At 67.4% G+C, this 20306-nt stretch carries 18 protein-coding genes; 3 read left to right on the forward strand and 15 right to left on the reverse strand.

Going from position 1 to position 20306, the window contains the following annotated elements; translation table 11 throughout:
- Positions 1–115: 115 nt before the first annotated feature.
- From RBT54_RS14930 to RBT54_RS14950, 5 genes are all read right to left on the reverse strand, one after another.
- Complete coding sequence (locus tag RBT54_RS14930) at positions 116–1567, reverse strand: sensor histidine kinase (RefSeq protein ID WP_320367853.1); 1452 nt, start codon at positions 1565–1567, stop codon at positions 116–118.
- The gene (locus RBT54_RS14935; RefSeq protein WP_320367854.1) at positions 1555–2217 is read right to left on the reverse strand and encodes a response regulator transcription factor; all 663 of its coding nucleotides are present in this window, start codon (positions 2215–2217) and stop codon (positions 1555–1557) included. The genes RBT54_RS14930 and RBT54_RS14935 overlap by 13 nt, the downstream gene beginning before the upstream one ends.
- Positions 2217–2582, reverse strand: coding sequence for a PepSY domain-containing protein (locus tag RBT54_RS14940; protein ID WP_320367855.1), 366 nt, complete (start codon positions 2580–2582; stop codon positions 2217–2219). Before RBT54_RS14940 ends, RBT54_RS14935 begins: the two co-directional genes overlap by 1 nt.
- Positions 2583–2597: 15 nt before the next feature.
- Positions 2598–3083 carry a hypothetical protein gene (locus tag RBT54_RS14945; RefSeq protein ID WP_320367856.1) on the reverse strand — a complete coding sequence of 162 codons (486 nt, stop codon included), beginning with the start codon at positions 3081–3083 and terminating at the stop codon, positions 2598–2600.
- 132 nt (positions 3084–3215) lie between these two features.
- On the reverse strand, positions 3216–4205 hold the full coding sequence (locus RBT54_RS14950; protein ID WP_320367857.1) for a YcjF family protein: 990 nt from the start codon (positions 4203–4205) through the stop codon (positions 3216–3218).
- A 196-nt stretch (positions 4206–4401) separates the two neighbouring features.
- On the opposite strand from RBT54_RS14950, the gene RBT54_RS14955 reads away from it, so the two are divergent.
- From RBT54_RS14955 to RBT54_RS14965, 3 genes are all read left to right on the forward strand, one after another.
- On the forward strand, positions 4402–4722 hold the full coding sequence (locus RBT54_RS14955) for a PepSY domain-containing protein (protein WP_320367858.1): 321 nt from the start codon (positions 4402–4404) through the stop codon (positions 4720–4722).
- A 163-nt stretch (positions 4723–4885) separates the two neighbouring features.
- Positions 4886–5530: a carbonate dehydratase gene (gene can, locus RBT54_RS14960; RefSeq protein ID WP_320367859.1), complete on the forward strand. Its 645-nt coding sequence runs from the start codon at positions 4886–4888 to the stop codon at positions 5528–5530.
- A 16-nt stretch (positions 5531–5546) separates the two neighbouring features.
- Positions 5547–6458, forward strand: a complete 912-nt coding sequence (locus tag RBT54_RS14965; protein WP_320367860.1) for an ROK family protein — start codon at positions 5547–5549, stop codon at positions 6456–6458.
- A 13-nt stretch (positions 6459–6471) separates the two neighbouring features.
- On the opposite strand, the gene RBT54_RS14970 is transcribed toward RBT54_RS14965, so the two are convergent.
- From RBT54_RS14970 to RBT54_RS15015, 10 genes are all read right to left on the reverse strand, one after another.
- Positions 6472–8652, reverse strand: coding sequence for a primosomal protein N' (locus RBT54_RS14970; protein ID WP_320367861.1), 2181 nt, complete (start codon positions 8650–8652; stop codon positions 6472–6474).
- Positions 8653–9042: 390 nt separating this feature from the next.
- Positions 9043–10113 carry a uroporphyrinogen decarboxylase gene (gene hemE, locus RBT54_RS14975; RefSeq protein WP_320367862.1) on the reverse strand — a complete coding sequence of 357 codons (1071 nt, stop codon included), beginning with the start codon at positions 10111–10113 and terminating at the stop codon, positions 9043–9045.
- Positions 10114–10225: 112 nt separating this feature from the next.
- Positions 10226–11683 carry a TrkH family potassium uptake protein gene (locus RBT54_RS14980; protein ID WP_320367877.1) on the reverse strand — a complete coding sequence of 486 codons (1458 nt, stop codon included), beginning with the start codon at positions 11681–11683 and terminating at the stop codon, positions 10226–10228.
- A gap of 13 nt (positions 11684–11696) precedes the next feature.
- Complete coding sequence (gene trkA, locus RBT54_RS14985; protein ID WP_320367863.1) at positions 11697–13100, reverse strand: Trk system potassium transporter TrkA; 1404 nt, start codon at positions 13098–13100, stop codon at positions 11697–11699.
- 105 nt (positions 13101–13205) lie between these two features.
- Positions 13206–14453, reverse strand: coding sequence for a sigma-54-dependent transcriptional regulator (locus RBT54_RS14990; protein ID WP_320367864.1), 1248 nt, complete (start codon positions 14451–14453; stop codon positions 13206–13208).
- Between the two features lie 9 nt (positions 14454–14462).
- Positions 14463–16580, reverse strand: a complete 2118-nt coding sequence (locus tag RBT54_RS14995; RefSeq protein WP_320367865.1) for a sensor histidine kinase — start codon at positions 16578–16580, stop codon at positions 14463–14465.
- Positions 16577–17179 carry a DUF4390 domain-containing protein gene (locus RBT54_RS15000; RefSeq protein WP_320367866.1) on the reverse strand — a complete coding sequence of 201 codons (603 nt, stop codon included), beginning with the start codon at positions 17177–17179 and terminating at the stop codon, positions 16577–16579. Before RBT54_RS15000 ends, RBT54_RS14995 begins: the two co-directional genes overlap by 4 nt.
- The gene (rsmB, locus tag RBT54_RS15005) at positions 17139–18542 is read right to left on the reverse strand and encodes a 16S rRNA (cytosine(967)-C(5))-methyltransferase RsmB (protein ID WP_413788462.1); all 1404 of its coding nucleotides are present in this window, start codon (positions 18540–18542) and stop codon (positions 17139–17141) included. The genes RBT54_RS15000 and rsmB overlap by 41 nt, the downstream gene beginning before the upstream one ends.
- A gap of 16 nt (positions 18543–18558) precedes the next feature.
- Positions 18559–19443 carry a polyamine aminopropyltransferase gene (speE, locus tag RBT54_RS15010; RefSeq protein WP_320367868.1) on the reverse strand — a complete coding sequence of 295 codons (885 nt, stop codon included), beginning with the start codon at positions 19441–19443 and terminating at the stop codon, positions 18559–18561.
- 76 nt (positions 19444–19519) lie between these two features.
- Positions 19520–20290 carry a sulfite exporter TauE/SafE family protein gene (locus RBT54_RS15015; protein WP_320367869.1) on the reverse strand — a complete coding sequence of 257 codons (771 nt, stop codon included), beginning with the start codon at positions 20288–20290 and terminating at the stop codon, positions 19520–19522.
- Positions 20291–20306: the final 16 nt, after the last annotated feature.

Consider the following 20306-nt stretch of genomic DNA (forward strand, 5'->3'; position numbering starts at 1 on the left):
AGTCCGGTCGGGGGGATAAAGTGAGTAATCATTTACTCACTTTATCCCCGCCGTTGCAAGCCCTTGTTCCGACAGCGGGGGCGGGCGTCTGCGATGAGCCCATGGCAGACGCCACTCAGCGCGCCAGCGGCAGCGCCAGCACGGCGCGCAAGCCACCCCTGGGCGAAACCTCCAGTCGTACCTCGCCACCATAGAGCTGCGCGAGCTCGCGCACGATCGACAGCCCGAGCCCCGCGCCCGGGGTGCGCTCGTCGGCACGCACGCCGCGCGCGAACACCGCCTCGCGCGCCTCGGCGGGCAAGCCCGGGCCGTCGTCGTCGATGCAGATGCGCAACTGTTCGGCATCCAGCGCGCCAGGAGCCCCATCGGCGCAGGCCCGGGCGTGCACCTCGACTCGCCCTGTCGCCCACTTGCAGGCGTTGTCGATGAGGTTGCCGAGCATTTCCTGAAGGTCCTGCGCCTCGCCGCGAAACGCCAGCTCGTCCGCGCAGGCGAGGATGGCAACTTTCAGCCCGCGCCCGGCATGAACCTTGTCCATCAGCCGCAGCAGGCCTTCGAGCACCGGCCGTAGCGGCGTGCGCAGACCCGGCACGCCGACGGCCGCTGCCGCGCGTGAACGCGCGAGGTGGTAATCGACCTGGGTACGGGCGAGTGCGACCTGCTCGCGCACCAGGTGTGCAAGCCTGCCATCGGGCGCATCGTGGGCCGCCTCCTCCGCGGCGTTGGCGAGCACGGCGAGCGGCGTCTTCACTGCATGGGCGAGATTGCCAGCGTGGGTGCGTGCCCGCGTCACCACTTCCGCGTTGCGTGCGAGCACGGCGTTGAACTCCGCCACCAGGGGCTGAATCTCGGCCGGGAAGCGGCCATCGATGGCCGTGCTGCGCCCCTCGCGCACCGCCGCCAGGCCATCGCGCAGCCGCGCCAGCGGACGCAACCCGACCCGAACCTGCACCAGCGCCGCCACAGCGAGCCCGGCGGCGAGCAGCGCGAGCGCGAGCGCAAGGATGCGGTTGAAACGCGCCACCGGTTCGACGACCAGCGCCGCATTCGCGGCCACGATCACGCGCAGCGCCAGCTCGGGCCGCTCAGCGGGGCGGAGCACCTGCTCGATCATGCGCAGCGGCGCGCCGTCCGGCCCTTCGGTGTCGTGCGCGTGCACTTCGCCGTCTGCCGGCAGGTCGCCCGGCACCGCCAGCACCACGTCCCACAGCGACCGCGAGCGCAGCGCCCCCTGGCGGCTCCCCTCCGGGCTGCCATCCCCAGCGCGCGCCCCGAGCACATCGATCTGCCAGTACAGCCCGGAATAGGGCCGCGCGAAGCGGGGGTCGGTGAGCACCGCGCGCAAGGCCGCCTGACCGTCGGCATCAATGGCGAGATTCGCGGCGAGCTGATTCAGATGAGTGCCGAGCTCGGCCTGGAACTGGCGCTCGACGTGCTCGGTGAACATGCGCCCGAGCGCCCAGCCGGCGACGAGCACAGTCAGCAGCACCCACACCAGCGTGCCCGCGAGCAGGCGCAGGCGCAGCGATCCCCGCCCACCTGGCAGCCCTCGACTCACTGCGGACATGTGAGCCGGTAGCCCAGCCCGCGTACGGTCTCGATCAGCCCGGGCGGCAGCTTCTTGCGCAGGCGGCCGACGAAGACCTCGATGGTGTTGGAATCGCGGTCGTAGTCCTGCGCGTAGATGTGTTCGGTGAGCTCGGTGCGCGACACGATCTCGCCGGCGTGGTGGATCAGATAGGCGAGCACGCGGAATTCGTGGCTGGTGAGGCTGAGTGCCTGACCGTCCACACTGAAGCGCCCGCTGCGGGTGTCGAGCACCAGCGGCCCGCAGGCGATCTCGGCGCTCGCCTGCCCGGCCGCGCGCCGGATCAGCGCGCGGATGCGGGCGAGCAACTCCTCCATGTGGAAGGGCTTGGTCAGGTAATCGTCGGCGCCGGCGTCGATACCCGCGACCTTCTCGTGCCAGTTGCCGCGCGCGGTGAGGATCAGCACCGGCATCGTGCGCCCGAGCGCGCGCCAGCGCTTGAGTACGGTGAGACCATCGACCATGGGCAGGCCGAGGTCGAGCACGACCGCATCAAAGGTCTCTACCTCGCCCATGTAGCCCGCATCGCGACCATTGGCTGCGGTATCGACCGCGTAGCCGGCCGTCCCCAGCGTGGCGGTGAGCTGGGCCGCCAGCGTGGGCTCGTCCTCGACCACCAGGATCCGCATCAGCGCGCCTCCGCGCCCTGCCCGAGCGCGCGCACGTCGCGCCCGCGAATCCGCCGCAAGCTACCGTCGCGAGCGTCGAGTTCGAGCTTGAGCACGTCGCCCCCCCTGCGGATGAGCTTGATCTCGTACACCCAGACGTCGTCCTCGCGGTCGAGTTCGACCTCGAGGACCTCGCCGGGATAATCGCGCTCGACCTGCTCCAGCACCGTGCGCAAGGGCATCACCTCGCCGGCCTCGAGCGCGCGGCGAGCGCGCTCATGGTCGGCGGGCTCATCGGCAAGCGCCGCACCCCAGGGGATGAGCGCCACAACGAGCCCGGCAAGCATCCCGACCGTCAGCCGCCGGCGTGCGAAACGGAAGCGCATGGCCGACACCTCCACTTACTGCGTGCGTCCCTGCCCCATGCCCTGGCCCGGACCCTGTCCTGCTCCCTGCCCAGCACCCATGCCGCGACCGGGGCCCATGCCCTGGCCGGGGCCCATGCCCCTGCCAGGCCCGGCGGCGCCTTGCCCCGCACCCGGCCCCGCACCCGGCCCCGCTCCGCGGCCTGGCCCGAGGGCCGGGCCCTGCCCCATGCCGCGCCCCTGGCCCATGCCCTCGCCACGCGCCGGCGGCACTTCGGGCAAGGTCAGCCCACGCTCCTGGGCGCGGGCGCGCATCTGCTCGTGATGCTCGGCACGAATCGCATTACGGGCCTCGTCGCTTTGCGCGGCCCAGATGCGGGCGCGATGGACGGTGCGCTCCTGCTCGGTCATCAACTGGCTGCCGAAGATCGGCTCCTGCGCCGCATCGGCCGCCAAGGCCCCGCCGCTGGCAACCAGCAAGGCTGCAAGCAGCGCGGACACTCCCATGGTCCTTCTGAGCATGATCGACTCCTAGATTAATGGACTGCAGAACACGACCGCCGCAGCACGGCTGCCGCGATCCCCTGATACCACTATAGGCCGGCGCGCCTGAACCGGACATGAATGCGCGCCGGGCGTGTGTGCTGGCGCACTCTAGGACGCGCGCAGTTCAGCCGTCAGGCGGCCGAGGTCGAGCGTGCTTGCGCGCTGCGCAATCTCGGGTGCGTAGCGTGCCTGCAGGGTCTTGGCCTGCTCGAACAAGCCGGCGAACGATTGCTTGAGCGCCGCCGTGTCGAGCCTGCGGCCGCCACCGTAGTACTGGCACGCAACCTTGCCGATCGCCCAGGTGGTGGCGAACGAGAAGGCCGAGCCGGTGGCCTGGCTCCCGATCGCACGCCCGGCGCCACCGAGCACCTTGCCGAGCAGGCCGCCGATGAGCTTGCGCCCGAACTGCTCGACGTACTGCCCGGTCATGCCGACGCCGGTGGTGGCGAGGAAGTCCTTGATGTGGCCGCGGTCGAGCTCAAAGCCGTGGGCCTTGCCGATGCGATACACCAGGCGCACCTGCAGCGGAATGATCGCCATCGAAGCCATCGATTGCGGCAGCAGCTCGAGCGCACCGTTGAGGATGGCGGCGTTGAGGATCATGCGCTCGAGCTCGGCCTGATTGGGTGTGAGCGCCCCGGCTGCGGGCGTCGCGGCACCCGCCGCAGAGGGTGATGCCCAGTCGTCAAAGCCGGGCAGCTCGGTCAGCGCGCCCCGGACCGGCGCCTCGGCCACGGCTTCCGCCTCGTGGATGAAGGCTTCGGCCCTGCCGGCCTCGAGCCCGAGCAGCGCGGACAGGCGGGCGAGAAACGCGGTCTCCTCCGCGCTATGGCGGCCATCGGCCTCGCACACGCCGACCGCAAGCTCGAAGGCCAACTGGCGCAGGCCGGGCTCGGCCAGTTCGGCCACCGCGGCCTCCAGGCTCAGCCGCCCGAGCAGTACATCCTGGTAGAGCGGGATGAAGTCGATCTCGATGTCGCGGCCAAGGGACTCGGCCACCTTGCGCACATGCTCGCGCTCGTCGGCGTCCTGGCGACCGTCGGCGAACGCCGCCATCAGGGCGATGGCAACGAGGGAACGGGCTTGTTGGGTATTCATGCGGCGGGCTCCTGCTGGATGCGTGGGACATGGGGGACAGGCGGCCGTTGACCGCCTGCACTACCGCAAACTTATGCGTGGAATTATGAACCGAAGATGAACGTGGGCTTCAGGAAAGGTTCAGCCCGCGCAGCGCAGCATGGCATCACGGTCACAGCAACACGGACCGCCAACCAACATCCAAGGAGAAGCCATCATGCGTGCCACCACCCTCATCACCACCCTCGCCCTCAGTGCAGCCATCTTCGGCGCCGGCGCCGTCCTCGTCCCCGCGATCGCCCAGCAGACGGGCGCAGTCCCCACCCCTGCGGCTGCAACCACCCAGCCAGCCGGTCTCAGCCTGCAGGAGGTACTGGCCAAGCTCGAGGCCGCCGGTTATCGCAACTTCGAGGAAGCCGAGCGCGAGCGCAACAAGTACGAGGTCAAGGCCATCGATCCGGAAGGCCGTCGTGTGGAAGTGGACGTCGACGCCATGAGCGGCGAGATCCTCAAGACCGAGCTCAAGCGCAGCAAGTGATCGGCTGCAGCGAGCGCCGCGCCAGCCGCCTTCAGCACGGCAGCCGGCGCGATCCTCGGCAGGCGGCAAGGCAGAACCAGAAAGCGGGCTGGCAGACGATCGCCTTCGTCACCATAATTGCGCATCGTCGGCCTGGCCGGCCCCACCTGTCCCGCCCAAGACCATGTCGCAACCCATCGAACACCTCTTCAACAACAACAAGAACTGGTCCGAACGCATGCATGCGGAAGACCCCGAGTTCTTCACCCGCCTGGTCAACCAGCAATCGCCGCAATACCTCTGGATCGGCTGCTCCGACAGTCGGGTGCCTGCCAACCAGGTCGTGGGCCTGGCGCCGGGCGAGGTCTTCGTTCATCGCAACATCGCCAACGTGGTCGTGCATACCGACCTCAACGCGCTGTCGGTCATCCATTACGCGGTCGAGATCCTGCGCGTGAAGCACATCCTGGTCGTCGGCCACTACGGCTGCGGCGGGGTGAAGGCGGCGATGAACGACAACAAGACCGGGCTGACCGACAACTGGCTGCGCCACATCCAGGACGTGCGCGACCGCCACCTCGACCGCCTGGAGCGCATCGAGGACCCGGTGGCGCGCGCCGATCGCCTGTGCGAACTCAACGCCATGCATCAGGTGGTGAACGTGTGCCAGACCTCGGTGCTGCGCGAAGCCTGGCAGCGCGGCCAGAGCGTGACCGTGCACGGCTGGTGCTACAGCCTGCAGGACGGTCTGGTGCGCGATCTCGGCGTCAGCGCCGGCGACCGCGAGGAAGCCGTCGAGCGCTATCGTGACGCCGCCGAGCGCGACTGAACACGCGAGCACGAACATGGCCGCGCGCATCGGCATCGACCTCGGCGGCACCAAGATCGAGCTCGTCGTGCTGGCCGCGGACGGCAGCGTGCGCTGGCGCCGGCGGGTGCCGACGCCACAGGGCGACTATGCAGCCACGGTTCGCGCCATCGTCGCGCTCATCCACGACGCCGAAGCGGCGATCGGTGCGTCGGCTACCATCGGTATCGGCACGCCGGGCTCGCCCTCGGCACGCGACGGCCGCATTCGCAACGCCAACTCCACCTGCCTGAACGGCCAGCCGCTGCGGCGCGACCTCGAGGCTTCGCTCGGACGGCCGGTCCGTCTTGCCAACGACGCCAACTGCCTGGCCATGTCCGAGGCCGCCGATGGGGCGGGCGCCGGCTCACGCACGGTGTTCGCGGCCATCCTCGGCACCGGCGTGGGCGGCGGCATCGTCGTCGATCGCACGCTGCTCGTCGGCGCCAACGCCGTCGCCGGCGAATGGGGCCACAACCCGCTGCCACTGCCCGATACGCGCGACCTGCCCCTGCCGGCCTGCTACTGCGGGCGTACCGGTTGCATCGAGACCTACCTGTCCGGCCCCGGGATGGCTGCGGATCATCTGCGCAATGGCGGTGAAACCCTCGACGCGGTCGCCATCTCCACACGTGCCGATGTGGGCGACGCAGCATGCATCGCCACGCTGGAACGCTACGAGGTCCGCCTCGCGCGCGCGCTCGCCGGCGTGATCAACCTGCTCGACCCCGACGTGATCGTGCTCGGCGGCGGGCTGTCGCGCATCGACCGCCTGTACGCCAACGTGCCGCGGCGGTGGGGCGCGCACGTGTTCTCGGACACGGTGGTGACGCGGCTGTTGCCGGCTCGCCATGGCGACGCCTCGGGCGTGCGCGGCGCGGCCTGGCTGTGGCCGCAACGTCCCGACTGAACGCTTGCCGACGTCAAACGTCGAGCGGATCCACATCGAGCTGCCAGCGCAGCTCGCGCGCGGTGCGCTGGCGGTAGAGCACCGCCATCCAGTCAGCCAGGAAGGCCTGCAGCAGACCGCGCTGGTCGGCCTCGACCAGCAGTTGCGCGCGCTCGCGGCGCGCCAGCCGCGTCATGCGCATCGGCACCGGGTCGTACAGGCGCAGGCCCTCGGGTGCGCGCTCCTCGGCGAGCCGGCGGGCGTGGCGCAGGAACTCCACCGCATCCTCGAGCGCGGGCGCATCAGCGCGCAGCATGGCCTGGTGGGTGAAGGGCGGGAAGCCCGCAGCGCGCCGCTCCTGCAGCGCCATGCGGGCGAAGGCATCGAAATCGTGCTTGCCCAGATGCAGGTAGAGCGGATGCATCGGGTACTCGGTCTGGATCAATACCTCGCCCGGCAGCGTACCGCGCCCGGCACGGCCACCGACCTGCATCATCTGCTGGAACAGGCGCTCGGGGGCGCGAAAGTCGGCGGCGTGCAGCGAGGAGTCGGCGCCGATCACGCCGACCAGGGTGAGCTTGGGGAAGTCGTGGCCCTTGGCCATCATCTGCGTGCCGACCAGGATGTCGGCCTCGCCGGCAGCGATGGTGTCGAGCAGCTTTTCCCACTGCGCGCGGGTGCGCGCGGCGTCGCGGTCGACGCGCAGCACGCGCGCCTGCGGGAAAAGCTCGACCACGCGCGCCTCGACACGCTGGGTGCCGCGACCGAAGGGCTGGATGTCCTGGTTGCCGCAGCTCGGGCAGGCGTGCGGGATCTGGCCGTCGCAACCGCAGTGGTGGCAGCGCAGGCGGCGGTCGGCGAGGTGCACCACCAGGTTGGCCGAACAGTGCGGGCAGCGGCTGACCCAGCCGCAGGACGGGCAGGACAGCACCGGCGCGTAGCCGCGACGGTTGAGGAACACCAGGCTCTGCTCGCCGCGTTCCAGACGCTGCGCGATCGCCGCCTGCAGGCTCGGGCTGAGGCCTTCGTCGAGCTTCAGGCGCCGGGTGTCGATGCAGCGCACAGCCGGCAGGGTCGCGGCCACCGCGCGCTGGCTCAGCGTCTGCAGCGCGTAGCGCTCGCTCTTCGCGTGGTACCAGGTCTCCAGCGAGGGCGTCGCCGAGCCCAGCACCACCGGCACGTCGCGCTGGCGCGCGCGCCACACCGCCACGTCGCGCGCCGAATAGCGCACGCCCTCCTGCTGCTTGTAGGAGGCGTCGTGCTCCTCGTCGACCAGGATCAAGCCGAGCCGTGGCAACGGCGCGAACACCGCCAGCCGGGTGCCGAGCACGATGTCGGCGCGGCCGGTGAGCGCCTGCACGAAGCCGCGCGAGCGTGCGCCGTCGGCGAGCGCGGAATGCAGGCTGACCACATTGGCGGCGGCAAAGCGCTGGGCGACGCGCTGCTCGAGCTGCGGCGTGAGGGCGATCTCCGGGACCAGCATCAGCACCTGGCGACCTTGCGCCAGCATGTGTGCGGCCAGGCGCAGATAGACCTCGGTCTTGCCGCTGCCGGTGACACCGTGCAGCAGCCAGGGGCGAAAGCCCGGTGCGTCGGCGAGGATCGCATCAACCGTGGCGGCCTGTTCAACGGTGAGCGCCGGCAGCGTGCCGGTGCTTTGCGCGGCTCCGCTGTCCTCGCCCTCCACTGCCACCAGCCAGCCCCGCCGCAACAGGTCGCCGACGGCCTCGCCGCCGTCCAGCGCGCGAACCACGCTGCGCCGCCACGGGCCAGGCTCGGTCGCAAGGGACTGCAGCAGCGCGAGCGCCTTGCTTGCCCGCTTCGCGGCGGCGATCGCTTCGCGGCCAGCGGCGCTGAACTCGAGCAGCGGATCCTCTTCGGCGTCACTGACGCCGTCGGCACGGCGCAGCCCGGGCGGGAGCGCGAGCGCCACCACTTCGCCGAGCGGCGCGTGGTAGTAACGGGCGACGAAACCGACCAGTTCCAGCCAGTCCCCCGGCAACGCCGGCACGCCGCGCTGGATGTGATGCACCGCCTTCAGTCGCGCGGTCTCGACCTCCGCCTCATCGCCAAGGGCGACGATCAGTCCGTTGCGGTCGCCACGCCCGAACGGCACCTTCACGCACCGCCCGACGTCCGCCTGCGTGGCATCTGCCGCAACGTAATCAAACACTTGCGGCAGGGGGATGGGCAGGGCGACGCGGACGATGGCCATGGCTTGGCGAGGTGCGGAAGGAAACTGCTTTTGCTTCAGATGCTTGCGCGTGTTTGGTGAGACCTGATGGAGAAAACGCGCATCAAGTCTCTGGCCGGAAATGGCCCTTTCAGCTTGTCCACAAAACCTGTGGATAAGTTTGTTGAAAAGCTGGGTGAATCAGCCCCAAACCGGCGCCGAATAAGGCTTTTCGTCACACTGCCTTAACATTACGCTAATTTTTATTCTATATTTTTCAATGACTTATAAGATTTCGCAGATAAGCATTGATTTTCTGGCGATCCGGGACCGTGAAACCGCCAGATGTGCATAAGTCAAGCACTGAAAGCGCAATTTTGTGCTTGACAGGCAGCGTCCAGCGCTTTGCCAGGACGCTGCCTGCGCGCCCCATCAGCCGCGCGCACGAATCTCGCGGCTGTAGGTGTGAACGGTATCGACCAGCGCGCTGACGCTCTCGGGCGGCGTGAACTGAGAGATGCCGTGGCCGAGGTTGAAGACGTGGCCGGAATGGTTGCCGAAGGCGTCGAGTACGCGGCGGGTTTCGGTCGCGACCGCTTCGGGCGGGGCAAACAGCACGTTGGGGTCGAGGTTGCCTTGCAGCGCAACCTTGTCGCCCACCAGCTGGCGGGCGCGACCGATGTCCATCGTCCAGTCCAGGCCGACCGCGTCACTGCCGATGGCGGCGATCGATTCCAGCCACAGGCCGCCACCCTTGGTGAACACGATGCTGGGCACGCGCACTCCGTCACGCTCGCGGATCAGGCCCGACACGACCTGCTCCAGGTAGCGCAGCGAGAATTCCTTGTACGCCGCCTCGGACAGCACGCCGCCCCAGGAGTCGAACACCATCACCGCCTGGGCGCCGGCCTCGATCTGGGCGTTGAGATACTTCACCACCGCCTGCGCGGTGACCTCGAGGATGTGGTGCATCAGGTCGGGGCGGCTATAGGCCAGGCTCTTGACCTTACGGTAGTCGGAGGACGAGCCGCCTTCGACCATGTAGCAGGCCAGCGTCCACGGGCTGCCCGAGAAGCCGATCAGCGGCACGCTGCCGTCGAGCGCACGACGGATCTCGCTCACCGCGTCCATCACGTACTGCAGCTCGGCATGCGGGTCGGGGGCGCTCAGGTTGCGGATCTCCCATTCATCCTTGAGCGGACGCTCGAAGCGCGGGCCCTCGCCTTCGGCGAAGTACAGGCCCAGGCCCATCGCATCGGGCACGGTGAGGATGTCCGAGAACAGGATGGCGGCATCGAGGTCGTAGCGCGCCAGCGGCTGCAGCGTGACCTCGCAGGCCATCGCCGGGCTCTTGCACAGATTGAGGAAGTTGCCGGCACGCCGGCGGGTCTCGCAATATTCCGGCAGGTAGCGGCCGGCCTGGCGCATCAGCCAGACGGGGGTGTATTCGGTGGGCTGGCGCAGCAGCGCGCGCAGGAAGGTATCGTTTTTCAGTCGGCTCACGTCGAGTCCTTTAGTGCGGGCAATCGTGCTCAAGCCGCGATTATCGCCTGTCCGGGAGAACTCTGGGGTTGTCGATGGTCAAGCGGGGGCACCGCGCGCGACGGGGACGGTATCAGCGCCGCCAGAACGTGGGGGTGAGCACGACCAGCAAGGTGAAGATCTCCAGCCGGCCAAGGATCATCGCGAACGCCAGCACCCACTTCTGGAGCGCCTCCAGGGCCTGGTAGTTGGACGCTGGACCCACCCCTTCCAGCCCGGGCCCGGTGTTGTTGAGACAGGCCACCACGGCGGAAAAGGCAGTGACCAGATCGAGGCCAGTGGCCGACAGCACCAGCGTCAGGCTGACGATCGACACCATGTACATGAAGCTGAAGCCCAGCACTGCGTGGAGGATGTTCTCGGGCACCGGATTACGGCCCATGCGCACTGGCCGCACCGCGTTGGGATGCAGCGAACGCACGATCTCGCGGAACACCTGCTTGTACAGGATCATCGCCCGCATCATCTTGATGCCGCCGCCGGTCGACCCCGAACAGGCGATGAAGCTGCCGAGGAACAGGATCCAGATCTGCGCGAACATCGGCCACAGCGTGTAGTCGTGGGTGACCAGGCCGAGCGAGGTCGAAATCGATACCACGTGGAAGGCGACGTAGCGCAAGGCCTCGCCGACATCGGTGAACACGCCCTGGGCCAGCAGATAGATGGTCAGCATCACGATGCTCAGGCTCAGCACCGCAAAGTAGAACGGGATCTCGGGGTCGCGCGCATAAGGGCGGGTCGAGCGCCGCACCAGCGCAAGGTAGTGGGTGGCGTAGTTCAGCCCCGCCAGCAGCGCGAAGACGATGGCGACGATCTCGACGTTGAGATTGGCGAAGTGGCCGAGCGAGGCGTCCTTGTTCGAGAACCCGCCCAGCCCGGCAATGCTGAAGGCGTGAATCACCACATCCCAACCCTCGAGCCCCGCCCACCACAGGCTGAGGCCGCAGGCGATGGTGAGAAGCACATAGGTCAGCCACAGCCCCTTTGCCGTCTCTGCGATGCGGGGCGTCAGGCTCGAGTCCTTCATCGGCGTCGGCACCTCAGCCTTGTACAGCTGACGGCCACCGATGCCGAGCAGCGGCAGGATCGCCACCACCAGCACGATCACGCCCATGCCCCCCACCCAGTGCATGAAGGTGCGCCACAGGTTGATCGACACCGGCAGGTCGTCGAGCCCGGTCAGCACGGTCGCCCCGGTGGCAGTGAGCCCGGACACCGCCTCGAAATAGGCGTCGGTGAAGCGCAGGTCGGGAATGTAGGCGAGCAGCGGCAAGGCGCCAAACAGCGGCAGCACCACCCAGGTCGCAGCGACGAGCAGGAATCCGTCGTGCACTCGCAGGTCCCTGCGCTGGGTGCGCGTCGTCGCCCACAGCAGCAACCCGGCGACGAAGGTCACGAACAGGGCCTGGTCGTAGGCCAGCGTGGCGCCGTCGCCCTCCCAGGCCGATACCACGAGCGGAAACCCCATCAGCAGGCCGAAGATCATGATGATCAGCCCGAGCGCGTTCAGCGCGGGATGGTAGGGGCGCAGGGGGGAGTACATGTCAGAGGAAGTGGAAGCCGACCTGGAACAGCTTCTCGACCTTCTGTACGAGTTTCCTGCTGGTGCAGAACACGATCACGTGGTCGTTCTCTTCGATCACGGTGTCGTGGTGCGGCATGATGACGGCGCGCCGCACCACGCGTCCTTCGTCGTTGCTTTCGTCACGCACGATCGCGCCGATGCTGGTGCCACGTGGCAACGCGATCTCCTCGATCGCCCGACCGACCACCTTGGAGTCCTTGCGGCTGCCGTGAGCGATGATCTCGAGCGCCTCGGCGGCACCGCGGCGCAGACTGTGCACCGCGACCACGTCGCCGCGGCGTACGTGGGCGAGCAGCGTGCCGATCGAGGTGTGCGCCGGCGAGATCGCGATGTCGATCGGCCCACCCTGCACCAGATCGACGTAGCTCTTGCGGTTGATCAGCGCCAGCGTGCGCCGCGCGCCCATGCGCTTGGCGAGTGAGGCAGACATGATGTTGTCCTCCTCGTCGTTGGTGAGCGCAACGAAAAGGTCGGTCTCGTCGATGCCCTCGCCTTCGAGCAGCTTCTCGTCGGTCGAGTCGCCACGCAGCACGAGCGCGTGCGACAACTGGGAGGCGAGCATATCGGCGCGGGTGCGGTTCAGCTCGAGAATCTTGACGTGGTAGTTGTTTTCGATCGACTGCGCGAGACGGAAGCCGATGTTGCCGCCACCGGCGATCATGATCCGGCGCATCGGCTTGTCGGAGCGGCGCAGTTCTCCCATCACCTGGCGGATGTGCACCGTCGCAGCGAGGCAGAAGACCTCATCACCAGGCAGGATGATGGTGTCGCCCTCGGGCATGATCGGCTCGCCGTTACGATAAATCGCGGCGATCCGCACCTCGACGTTGGGCAGATGAAAGCGCAGCGCCTTGAGCGGATGGCCGACCAGCGGGCCACCCTCGAAGGCGCGCACGCAGATCAGGCTGACCACGCCATCGGCGAACTCGAGCACCTGCAGCGCCTCGGGGAAGGCGATCAGGCGCTTGATGTAGTCGGTAACGACCTGCTCGGGACAGATCGAGAAGTCCACGGCAAAGTTGTCGTCGTCGAGCAGTTCGGGGTGGTCAACGTAATCGGTCGAACGCAGGCGTGCGATACGCGTGGGCAGGTTGTAGAGCGCCTTGGCGATGCGGCAGGCGCACAGGTTGGTCTGGTCGGACTGGGTGACCGCGATCAGAAGGTCGGCGTCCTCGGCACCCGCGTCCCTCAGGACGCGCGGCGAGGCCGCATTGCCGCAGACGGTGCGGATCTCGAGGCGCTCGCGTAAGGCTGCGAGGTATTCCTCGCTGGTGTCGACCAGGGTGATGTCGTTGGCTTCCGACACGAGGTTTTCCGCAACCGAGGCCCCGACCTGGCCCGCGCCGAGAATGATGATCTTCACCCTGTTTTTCCGACTGAATGTAAGGGCATGATTCTACGCCCGCCCCCCATGCACACAAAGCGGATTGTGCACTGCAGCAATAACGGCTGCTGCGTGCGCGGAGGATCAGTTCTCTTCGTGCCGGCGCCCGGCCTGCAGACCGAGCTGCTTGAGCTTGCGATAAAGGTGGGTGCGCTCGAGTCCGGTCTTCTCCGCGAGGCGGGTCATGTTGCCGCCCTCCAGGCGCAGATGATGCTCGAAATACATGCGTTCGAAGGCCTCACGCGCCTCGCGCAGGGGTTGGTCGAGCGAGACCCCGCACGCCCCTGCCGCCAGATCCGCCGGCAGGAGGCGGCGCACTTCGCTGGCGCCGACCTCTTCTTCCAGGGTGCCGAGCGCGAGCGACTTCACCGCAGCACGCAGCTCAGGATAGCCGCCGGGCCAGGGCAGGTTGCGCAACTGGTTCAGCGCCGCGGTCGAGAAGCGGCGCGGTGGTACCTCGCCGGCCTCGACGAGGTGAAGCAGCAACTGGCTGGCGAGCTCGGGCAGGTCGTCGCGCACGTCGGCGATCGACGGCGGTGCGAGGCTGACCTCGAACAGACGACTGAGCAGCCCCTCCTCCCAGCCCTCGCCGATCAGGCCTTCGAGGCTACGGTCGGAAGCCACCACCAGGCGCAGGTCGTAGCGGTCCAGGCGGTCGAGCGCGAAGGCCAGGTTCTTCTGCTGTGCGCGCGACAGACGTGCGAGTTCGGCCACGAAGAGCACACCACCGTGCGCAGCCTGCAACTGGCTGATGTCGAGCGGCGCGGTGACACCGGCCAGGTCCAGCCACGCCGCGTTCGGCGCCTGCACGCTGCGTGCGACCAGTTCGGCCAGGGTCCCTGCACCGATCCGCAGCAGCAGCACGCGCGAACTGCTGCTGATCTGCTCGACGCGACGCTTGAGCTCGCGCAGCGGCACCGAACGGGTGAACGCCGCGAGCGTCAGCGCTGCGGGCGCGCCAGGCGCCTGCGGACGCTGCAGCCCGCGCTTGACCGCGGCGAGCAGTTTCTGCAGTGCGATTGGCTTTTCGAGGTAGTCGATCGCACCGATGCGGGTGGCCTCGACCGCCGTGTCGATGGTGCCGTGCCCGGACATCATCACCACCGGCATGTTGAGCTGGCCGTTGGCCGCCCACTCCTTGAGCAGGGTGATGCCGTCGGTGTCGGGCATCCAGATGTCGAGCAGGACCATGTCGGGCCGCACCGCATTGCGCGCCGCGCGCGCCGCGCTTGCGTTCTCGGCCAGCAGGATGTCGTGCCCTTCGTCGCGCAGGATCTCGGACAGCAGCTCGCGGATACCGATTTCGTCGTCAACGATGAGAATTTTTGCCATTGTGTTTCTTCACGCTTCGTTGTGTTCGGCGAGCCGCAGCCGTATGCGCACTTCTGCGCCGCCGCCCTCGCGATTGCTCAGGCGGACTTCTCCACCGTGTTCGTCCACGATCTTCTTCACCATGGCCAGGCCGAGGCCCGTGCCACGAGATTTGGTGGTGAAGTAGGGCTCGAAGGCGCGCGCCATCACTTCCGCCGGGAAACCGGGCCCATTGTCGCGAAACAGCAGCACCGCGCGTTCGCCATCGCGCCGGGTGATGACGCTGATCTCACCGTCTTCCTCGGTGGCGAGCGCGTCCTGCGCATTCTGCAGCATATTGTGGATCACCTGTCTGATCTGCGTGGCGTCACCCTTCACCGGTGGCAGGTTGCTGCCCAGCTCGGTGCGGATACGCGCGCTGGCGCTTTCATAGAGGTTGAGTACCTCGCGGATGAGCGCATTGAGATCGATCGCTGCCAGCGTGGGTGCAGGCAGGCGGGCGTAATCGCGGAAAGCATTGACCAGGTTCTTCATCGCCTCGACCTGATTGACGATGGTCGTGGTCGCACGCTCGAGCATCTCGCGGCCATTGTCGTCGAGGCGGTCGGCGAGCTTGAAGGCGAGCCGCTCCGCCGAGAGCTGGATCGGGGTGAGCGGGTTCTTGATCTCGTGGGCCAGGCGCTGCGCAACCTCGCCCCAGGCGGCGGTGCGCTGTGCTGCCACCAGGCTGGAGATGTCGTCGAACACGACCACGAGGCCGCCCCCGGTGTTCGCCGGCAGGCGCGAGCCATGGATCAGCAGGGTGTGTGGCGTGCTGTCCTTCACCGGCAGCTCCATCTGCTTCTGCCAGTCGCCTTCGTTGGTGGCGAAGCCCTCGCGCAGCACGTCGCGCAACTCGGCGTGCCGCGGCCAGGCATCGAGCGCGATGTCCTCGAATCCGCCCAGATCGTCTTCGAGGATCTGCAGCGCGCCATGGTTGGCCGCACGCAAGTGGCCCTCTGGCGAGAACGCGAGCACGCCGGTCGACAGGTTCGCGAGCACCGACTCCAGATAGGCGCGCGCAGCCTCGACGTCGGCACGGTTGCGGTCAGCCGCAGCACGGGCCTCCTGAAGCTGGCGCGTCATGCGATTGAAGGATTGGGTCAGCACCCCGAGTTCGTCGCTGGCGGGCAAGGCCTGACGCGGGCTGAAGTCGCCCTGGGCGACTGCCTGCGTGCCCTCAGCAAGTATCAACAACGGCGCCGCGAGCCGGCGCGCGATGAGCACGGCGAAGGCCAGGGCGCCGAGCAGCGCAAGGAGCAGGGTCAGGCTCAGTGTGATGGTATAGATGCGCTTGAGCCCGCTGCGCGCCAGGGTCAGCTGCTGGTATTCGCGATACGCCTCCTGCACCGCGTCGGCGTGGCGACCGAAGGATTCGGGCACCGGCTGGCTCAACAGCAGCAACCGCGCCTCGCCCGCGAGCGTGCGAATGGGGATCGGGGTGATCACGCGGATCACCAGCCGACCGTCCGGGAGACTGTCGACCGAGTGGAACTGGCGAACCTGGCGCGCCTGGCGCAGCTCCACGGGGCCGGGCAGGTCGGGGATCAGGCTCTGACCGGACTCCGAAGCCGTGGCCAGAACCTGCCCATTCGGCGACAGGATGGTGGCGCTGTTGATGCCGGCCTGCTCACGCAGGCGGTTGAGCCGGGTGCCCGCCCCCTGCGCCGCGCCTTCGAGATCGAGGACCATGTCGTCAGCCTTGTCGCGCACCTGGGTCACCAGGTAATCGAGTGCGTTCTGGCCAAGCGCGATACCGCCCTCGAGCGCCGAGTCCACCCGGACGTCGAACCAGGACTCGATACTGCGCACGACAAACTGCAGTGAGACCGCATAGATGACGAGACCGGGCACGACCCCCATCAGCGCGAACAGGAGCACGAGACGCAACTTGAGCCGGGAGCCGAACTGACGTGCACGGTGTTCCCGCCAAAGCTGGCGCAACTGCACGCCGACCAACGCGCCGAGCAGGACCACCATCGCACCATTGAGAGCGAGCAGGTACGGGTAGCTGGTGGCGAAAAGTTCGGTATTGGCGCTCGCCGACGTAAGCAGGAACAGCGAGATCCCGGCAAGCGCGGCGGCAGCAACGAGCAGGATGCGCTTCATCGGAAACCTGGCGCCCCGGGCAGGAAGGTCCAGTGCACCCAGTCGGTGCCGATGTTCCAGTCGCTGCTGCCGATCGCGGTGACCTGGAAGGGCTTCGGCAACTGGCTGGTGTCGAGGCGGAAGCGCAGCGAGACCTCATGCGAAACCCCGGCTTGCAGCGTCTCCATCTCGGCGACCTGCCAGTTACGTACGCGCTGCATGGTGAGCACGGCGCTCTCGAGGTTGTCGAAACTCTGGTGGATGCTGCCAATGGAGAGTCGATAAGTGCGGGTGATGGCGTGGTACGACAGGCGGTAATCGAGACTGCGCTCGACGACGGTTGCGTTGAGCCAGTACCAGCGCGGGCGCTCGATCACCAGCTCGGTGGTGAAGTACAGCGAGACACCACGCGAGATGGCATCGACGAGGCGCGGGTTCAGCTCGAGGTCAATATCGGCATTGAGCACATAGCCGCCGTCTCCAGGCACGATCTCCGCACTGCGGATCACCCCCTCCTGGGCCTGGGCAGCAAAGGCGAGCACCGCAGTCAGCGCGCACAGAAGCCAGCGCAGCAGGCGCTCAGGCCTGCTTGCGAAGCAGCGCGTAGTAGAAGCCGTCATGTTCGGCATTGGGTAGCAATTGGAAGTCCGGGCGACCCTGGATGGACAGGCGTTGCGCATCGGGGTGGCGGGCGCAGAAGCGGGCGATCTGCCCGGCGTTCTCCTCATCGAAGACCGAGCAGGTGACATAAAGCATTGTGCCACCCGCCGCCAGGGTGTGCCAAAGCGCATCCAGTATTTGCGCCTGTTGCGCAGCGAACTGCACGATGTCGGTATCGCGTCGCAGCCACTTGATGTCGGGATGGCGGCGAACGACACCCGAAGCCGAGCACGGCACATCGGCCAGGATGCGAGCAAAGGGACGACCGTCCCACCACGTGCCGCGTTCGCGGCAATCAGCCACCTTGACCTCGCCCTGCAGCCCGAGGCGGGCGAGATTGTGTTCGATGCGGCGCGCACGCACCGAATCGAGCTCCAGCGCCAGCAGGCGCACATCAGCGCGTTCGAGCAGGTGCGCGGCCTTGCCGCCCGGGGCCGCACAGGCGTCGAGCACACGCTCGCCGGGCTGCGGGTCGAGCAGCCGGGCAGCCCACTGCGCACCGGCATCCTGGACCGACACCCTGCCCTCTGCGTAACCTGGCAAGCGCGCCACGGGCAGCGCGCGCTCGAGCAGGAGCGCACCGTTCTCGAGCCGACGGGTGACGCACCCAGCAGCGGCGAGTTCGGCCTCGGCGTACTCGATCGACGTACGCCGCACGTTTACGCGAACGGCCATAGGCGGGCGCTCGTTGCCAGCCTGCAGCGCCGCCTCCCAGGCCAAAGGGTGGGCGTTCTTCACGCGCTGAATCCACCACGCCGGAAAACCGTAGCGCGCCTCAGGGTCATGCTGCTCCCAGTCAGCCCACTGATCGCGCTGACGCAACGCATTGCGCAGCACGCCATTGACCATGTTCTTCAGCCCGGGCATCAGCACTGCAGCAGCCTGTACCGCCTGATCGACCACGGTATGCGACTGCTCGGGGCGCTGCCGCAAGCGCGTGAGAGCCACCAGCAACAGCGCGTGAATCACGGTCGCTGGGGGCGTGTTCAGCAGGCGATCGAGCACGACACCCCCGCGGCGGAACTCGCGCAGCGTGCTCCAGGCGAGATCACGCACGGCACCGCGCGTGGCTTCCGGCCATTCGGGATGTGCGCCCTGCATGCGCTCGTAGGCCTCAGTCAGATTGCCGCCGTCGAACACCCCGGCAACAAGCTCTGCAGCCCAGACAAAGGACTGGGCGAGGCTATCGGAAGCGAGAGCTGGGGGGGTTGGGGGGGCCGCACGCGGACCTCCCGAGCTGCGATGAGGTCTGGGTGATGAGGCGGCAGATGCCGAGCGTTGATGCGGACGAGGCAAGGAGGTCACGGTGACGTAGGAAGGCATAAGCGCGCCGGCGGGCTCAAGCCAGCAAGGCGCGCAGGTGATTGGGAAGCGCGAACTGTGCGCCGTGCACTGCGCCATTCAGATGCTGCAATCCCGCGATACCGCGTGCGCCCAGGCGCTGATCCACCTCAGCGGCGGACAGCGCGGCGGGATCCACGACATCGGAGGCGGAAGCCAGGCCCCACAGGCTACCGTAGAGCGGGATATACAGGAAGTAAGGCCGAACGCAGGCAAATACGCTGCGTAAACGCCGAACCAGGATCTGCACACGCTCGGGCTGATACACCGGGGTTCCGAGGTGCAGGCTCAGCGCACCGCCCTCGGCCAGCAGGGCGCGACAGGCGGAGAAGAACTCGGCCGTATGGAGCGCCGCTGCAGCACCCACTGGATCGGTGAGATCGAGCACGATGAGGTCGTAGCGCTGGCCTGCCGCTGGCTCGGCCTCGTGGACGTACTGCAGACCGTCGCCGATCCGGATCTCGACTCGCGGATCGTCGAGTGCCCCGCGGTGGATGTTCTGCAGATAGCGGCGCGAAATCGCCACCACTTGCTCGTCGAGCTCGACGAGCACGATCCGCTCCATGGTCGGATACTTCAGCAACTCCTCGGCCGAGCCACCATCCCCGCCGCCGATGATCAACGCGCTGCGGGGCTCCGGATGCGCAACGCCTGGCACGTGTATGAGGTTCTCGTGGTAGTAGAACTCGTCACGCTCCGAGCTCATGAAACAACCATCGAGCCGGAACAGACGACCGAAGCGCGGCGTCTCCCAGACCTCGTAGGCCTGCCACGGGGAGCGTCCGGCCTCGAGCAGGCGGCCACCACGCAGGAAGTAGCCCGCGTCTTCGCAGAGATACTCGACCAGCACACCATCAGGTGAGCCGAACGGCAGGTCGTTCATGATTCAAGCCTGTGTCGACCAGGCCAATATTTGGCCAGGATAGCTCCCGGATGTTTCACGTGAAACACGTCCATGCTCAGCGCAGAAAGGTATCGTAGGCCAGGCGCGCAATCAGCACCAACACTACACCCAGGAACATCTTGCGGACGAAGCCAGTGCCATGCTTCAGCGCCATCCGGGAACCGATGATCGAGCCAGTCAGGTTGCACGCCGCCATGACCGCTGCCAGCTTCCACATCAACTCGACGTTCCCCACAAAGAACCCGATCGCAGCGAGGTTTGTCGCGACGTTGAGTATCTTGGCCGACACCGACGCTCGCAGAAAATCCATCCCGAGGAAGCGGATGAACAGAAAGATCAGGAAGCTGCCCGTTCCCGGCCCGAAGAATCCATCGTAAAAGCCGATCGCGCCTCCGATGGCCACGGCGAGCGCAGCGGAGCGCCTGCCGTGCTCCGGCTCGTTCGACACCGCGCCCAGCTCCTTGCGCATGAAGGTGTAGGCTGCAACCAGCACGAGCAACAGCAGGATCAGCGGCCGCAGGATCGCGGGATCGAGATAGGCGACAGCCTTGGCTCCATACCAGGACCCGACCAGTGCGGCGACCGCCCCCGGGCCCGCGACGCCCCAGGGAATCGCAACACGACGACTGTATTGAATGGCAGCGCTACTCGTGCCGACGATGCTTGCCAGCTTGTTCGTGCCGAACAGCGTGGCGGGCATCGTTCCCGGAAAAGCGGTAAACAGCGCAGGCAACTGGATCAGCCCGCCACCCCCGACGATCGAATCGACGAAGCCGGCAAAAAGGGCCGCAAGGCCCAGCGCGAAGAAAATGAAATCGATATCCATGGGAGTGTTTCACGTG

This window comes from Thauera sp., assembly GCF_034003485.1.
Lineage (GTDB): Bacteria > Pseudomonadota > Gammaproteobacteria > Burkholderiales > Rhodocyclaceae > Thauera.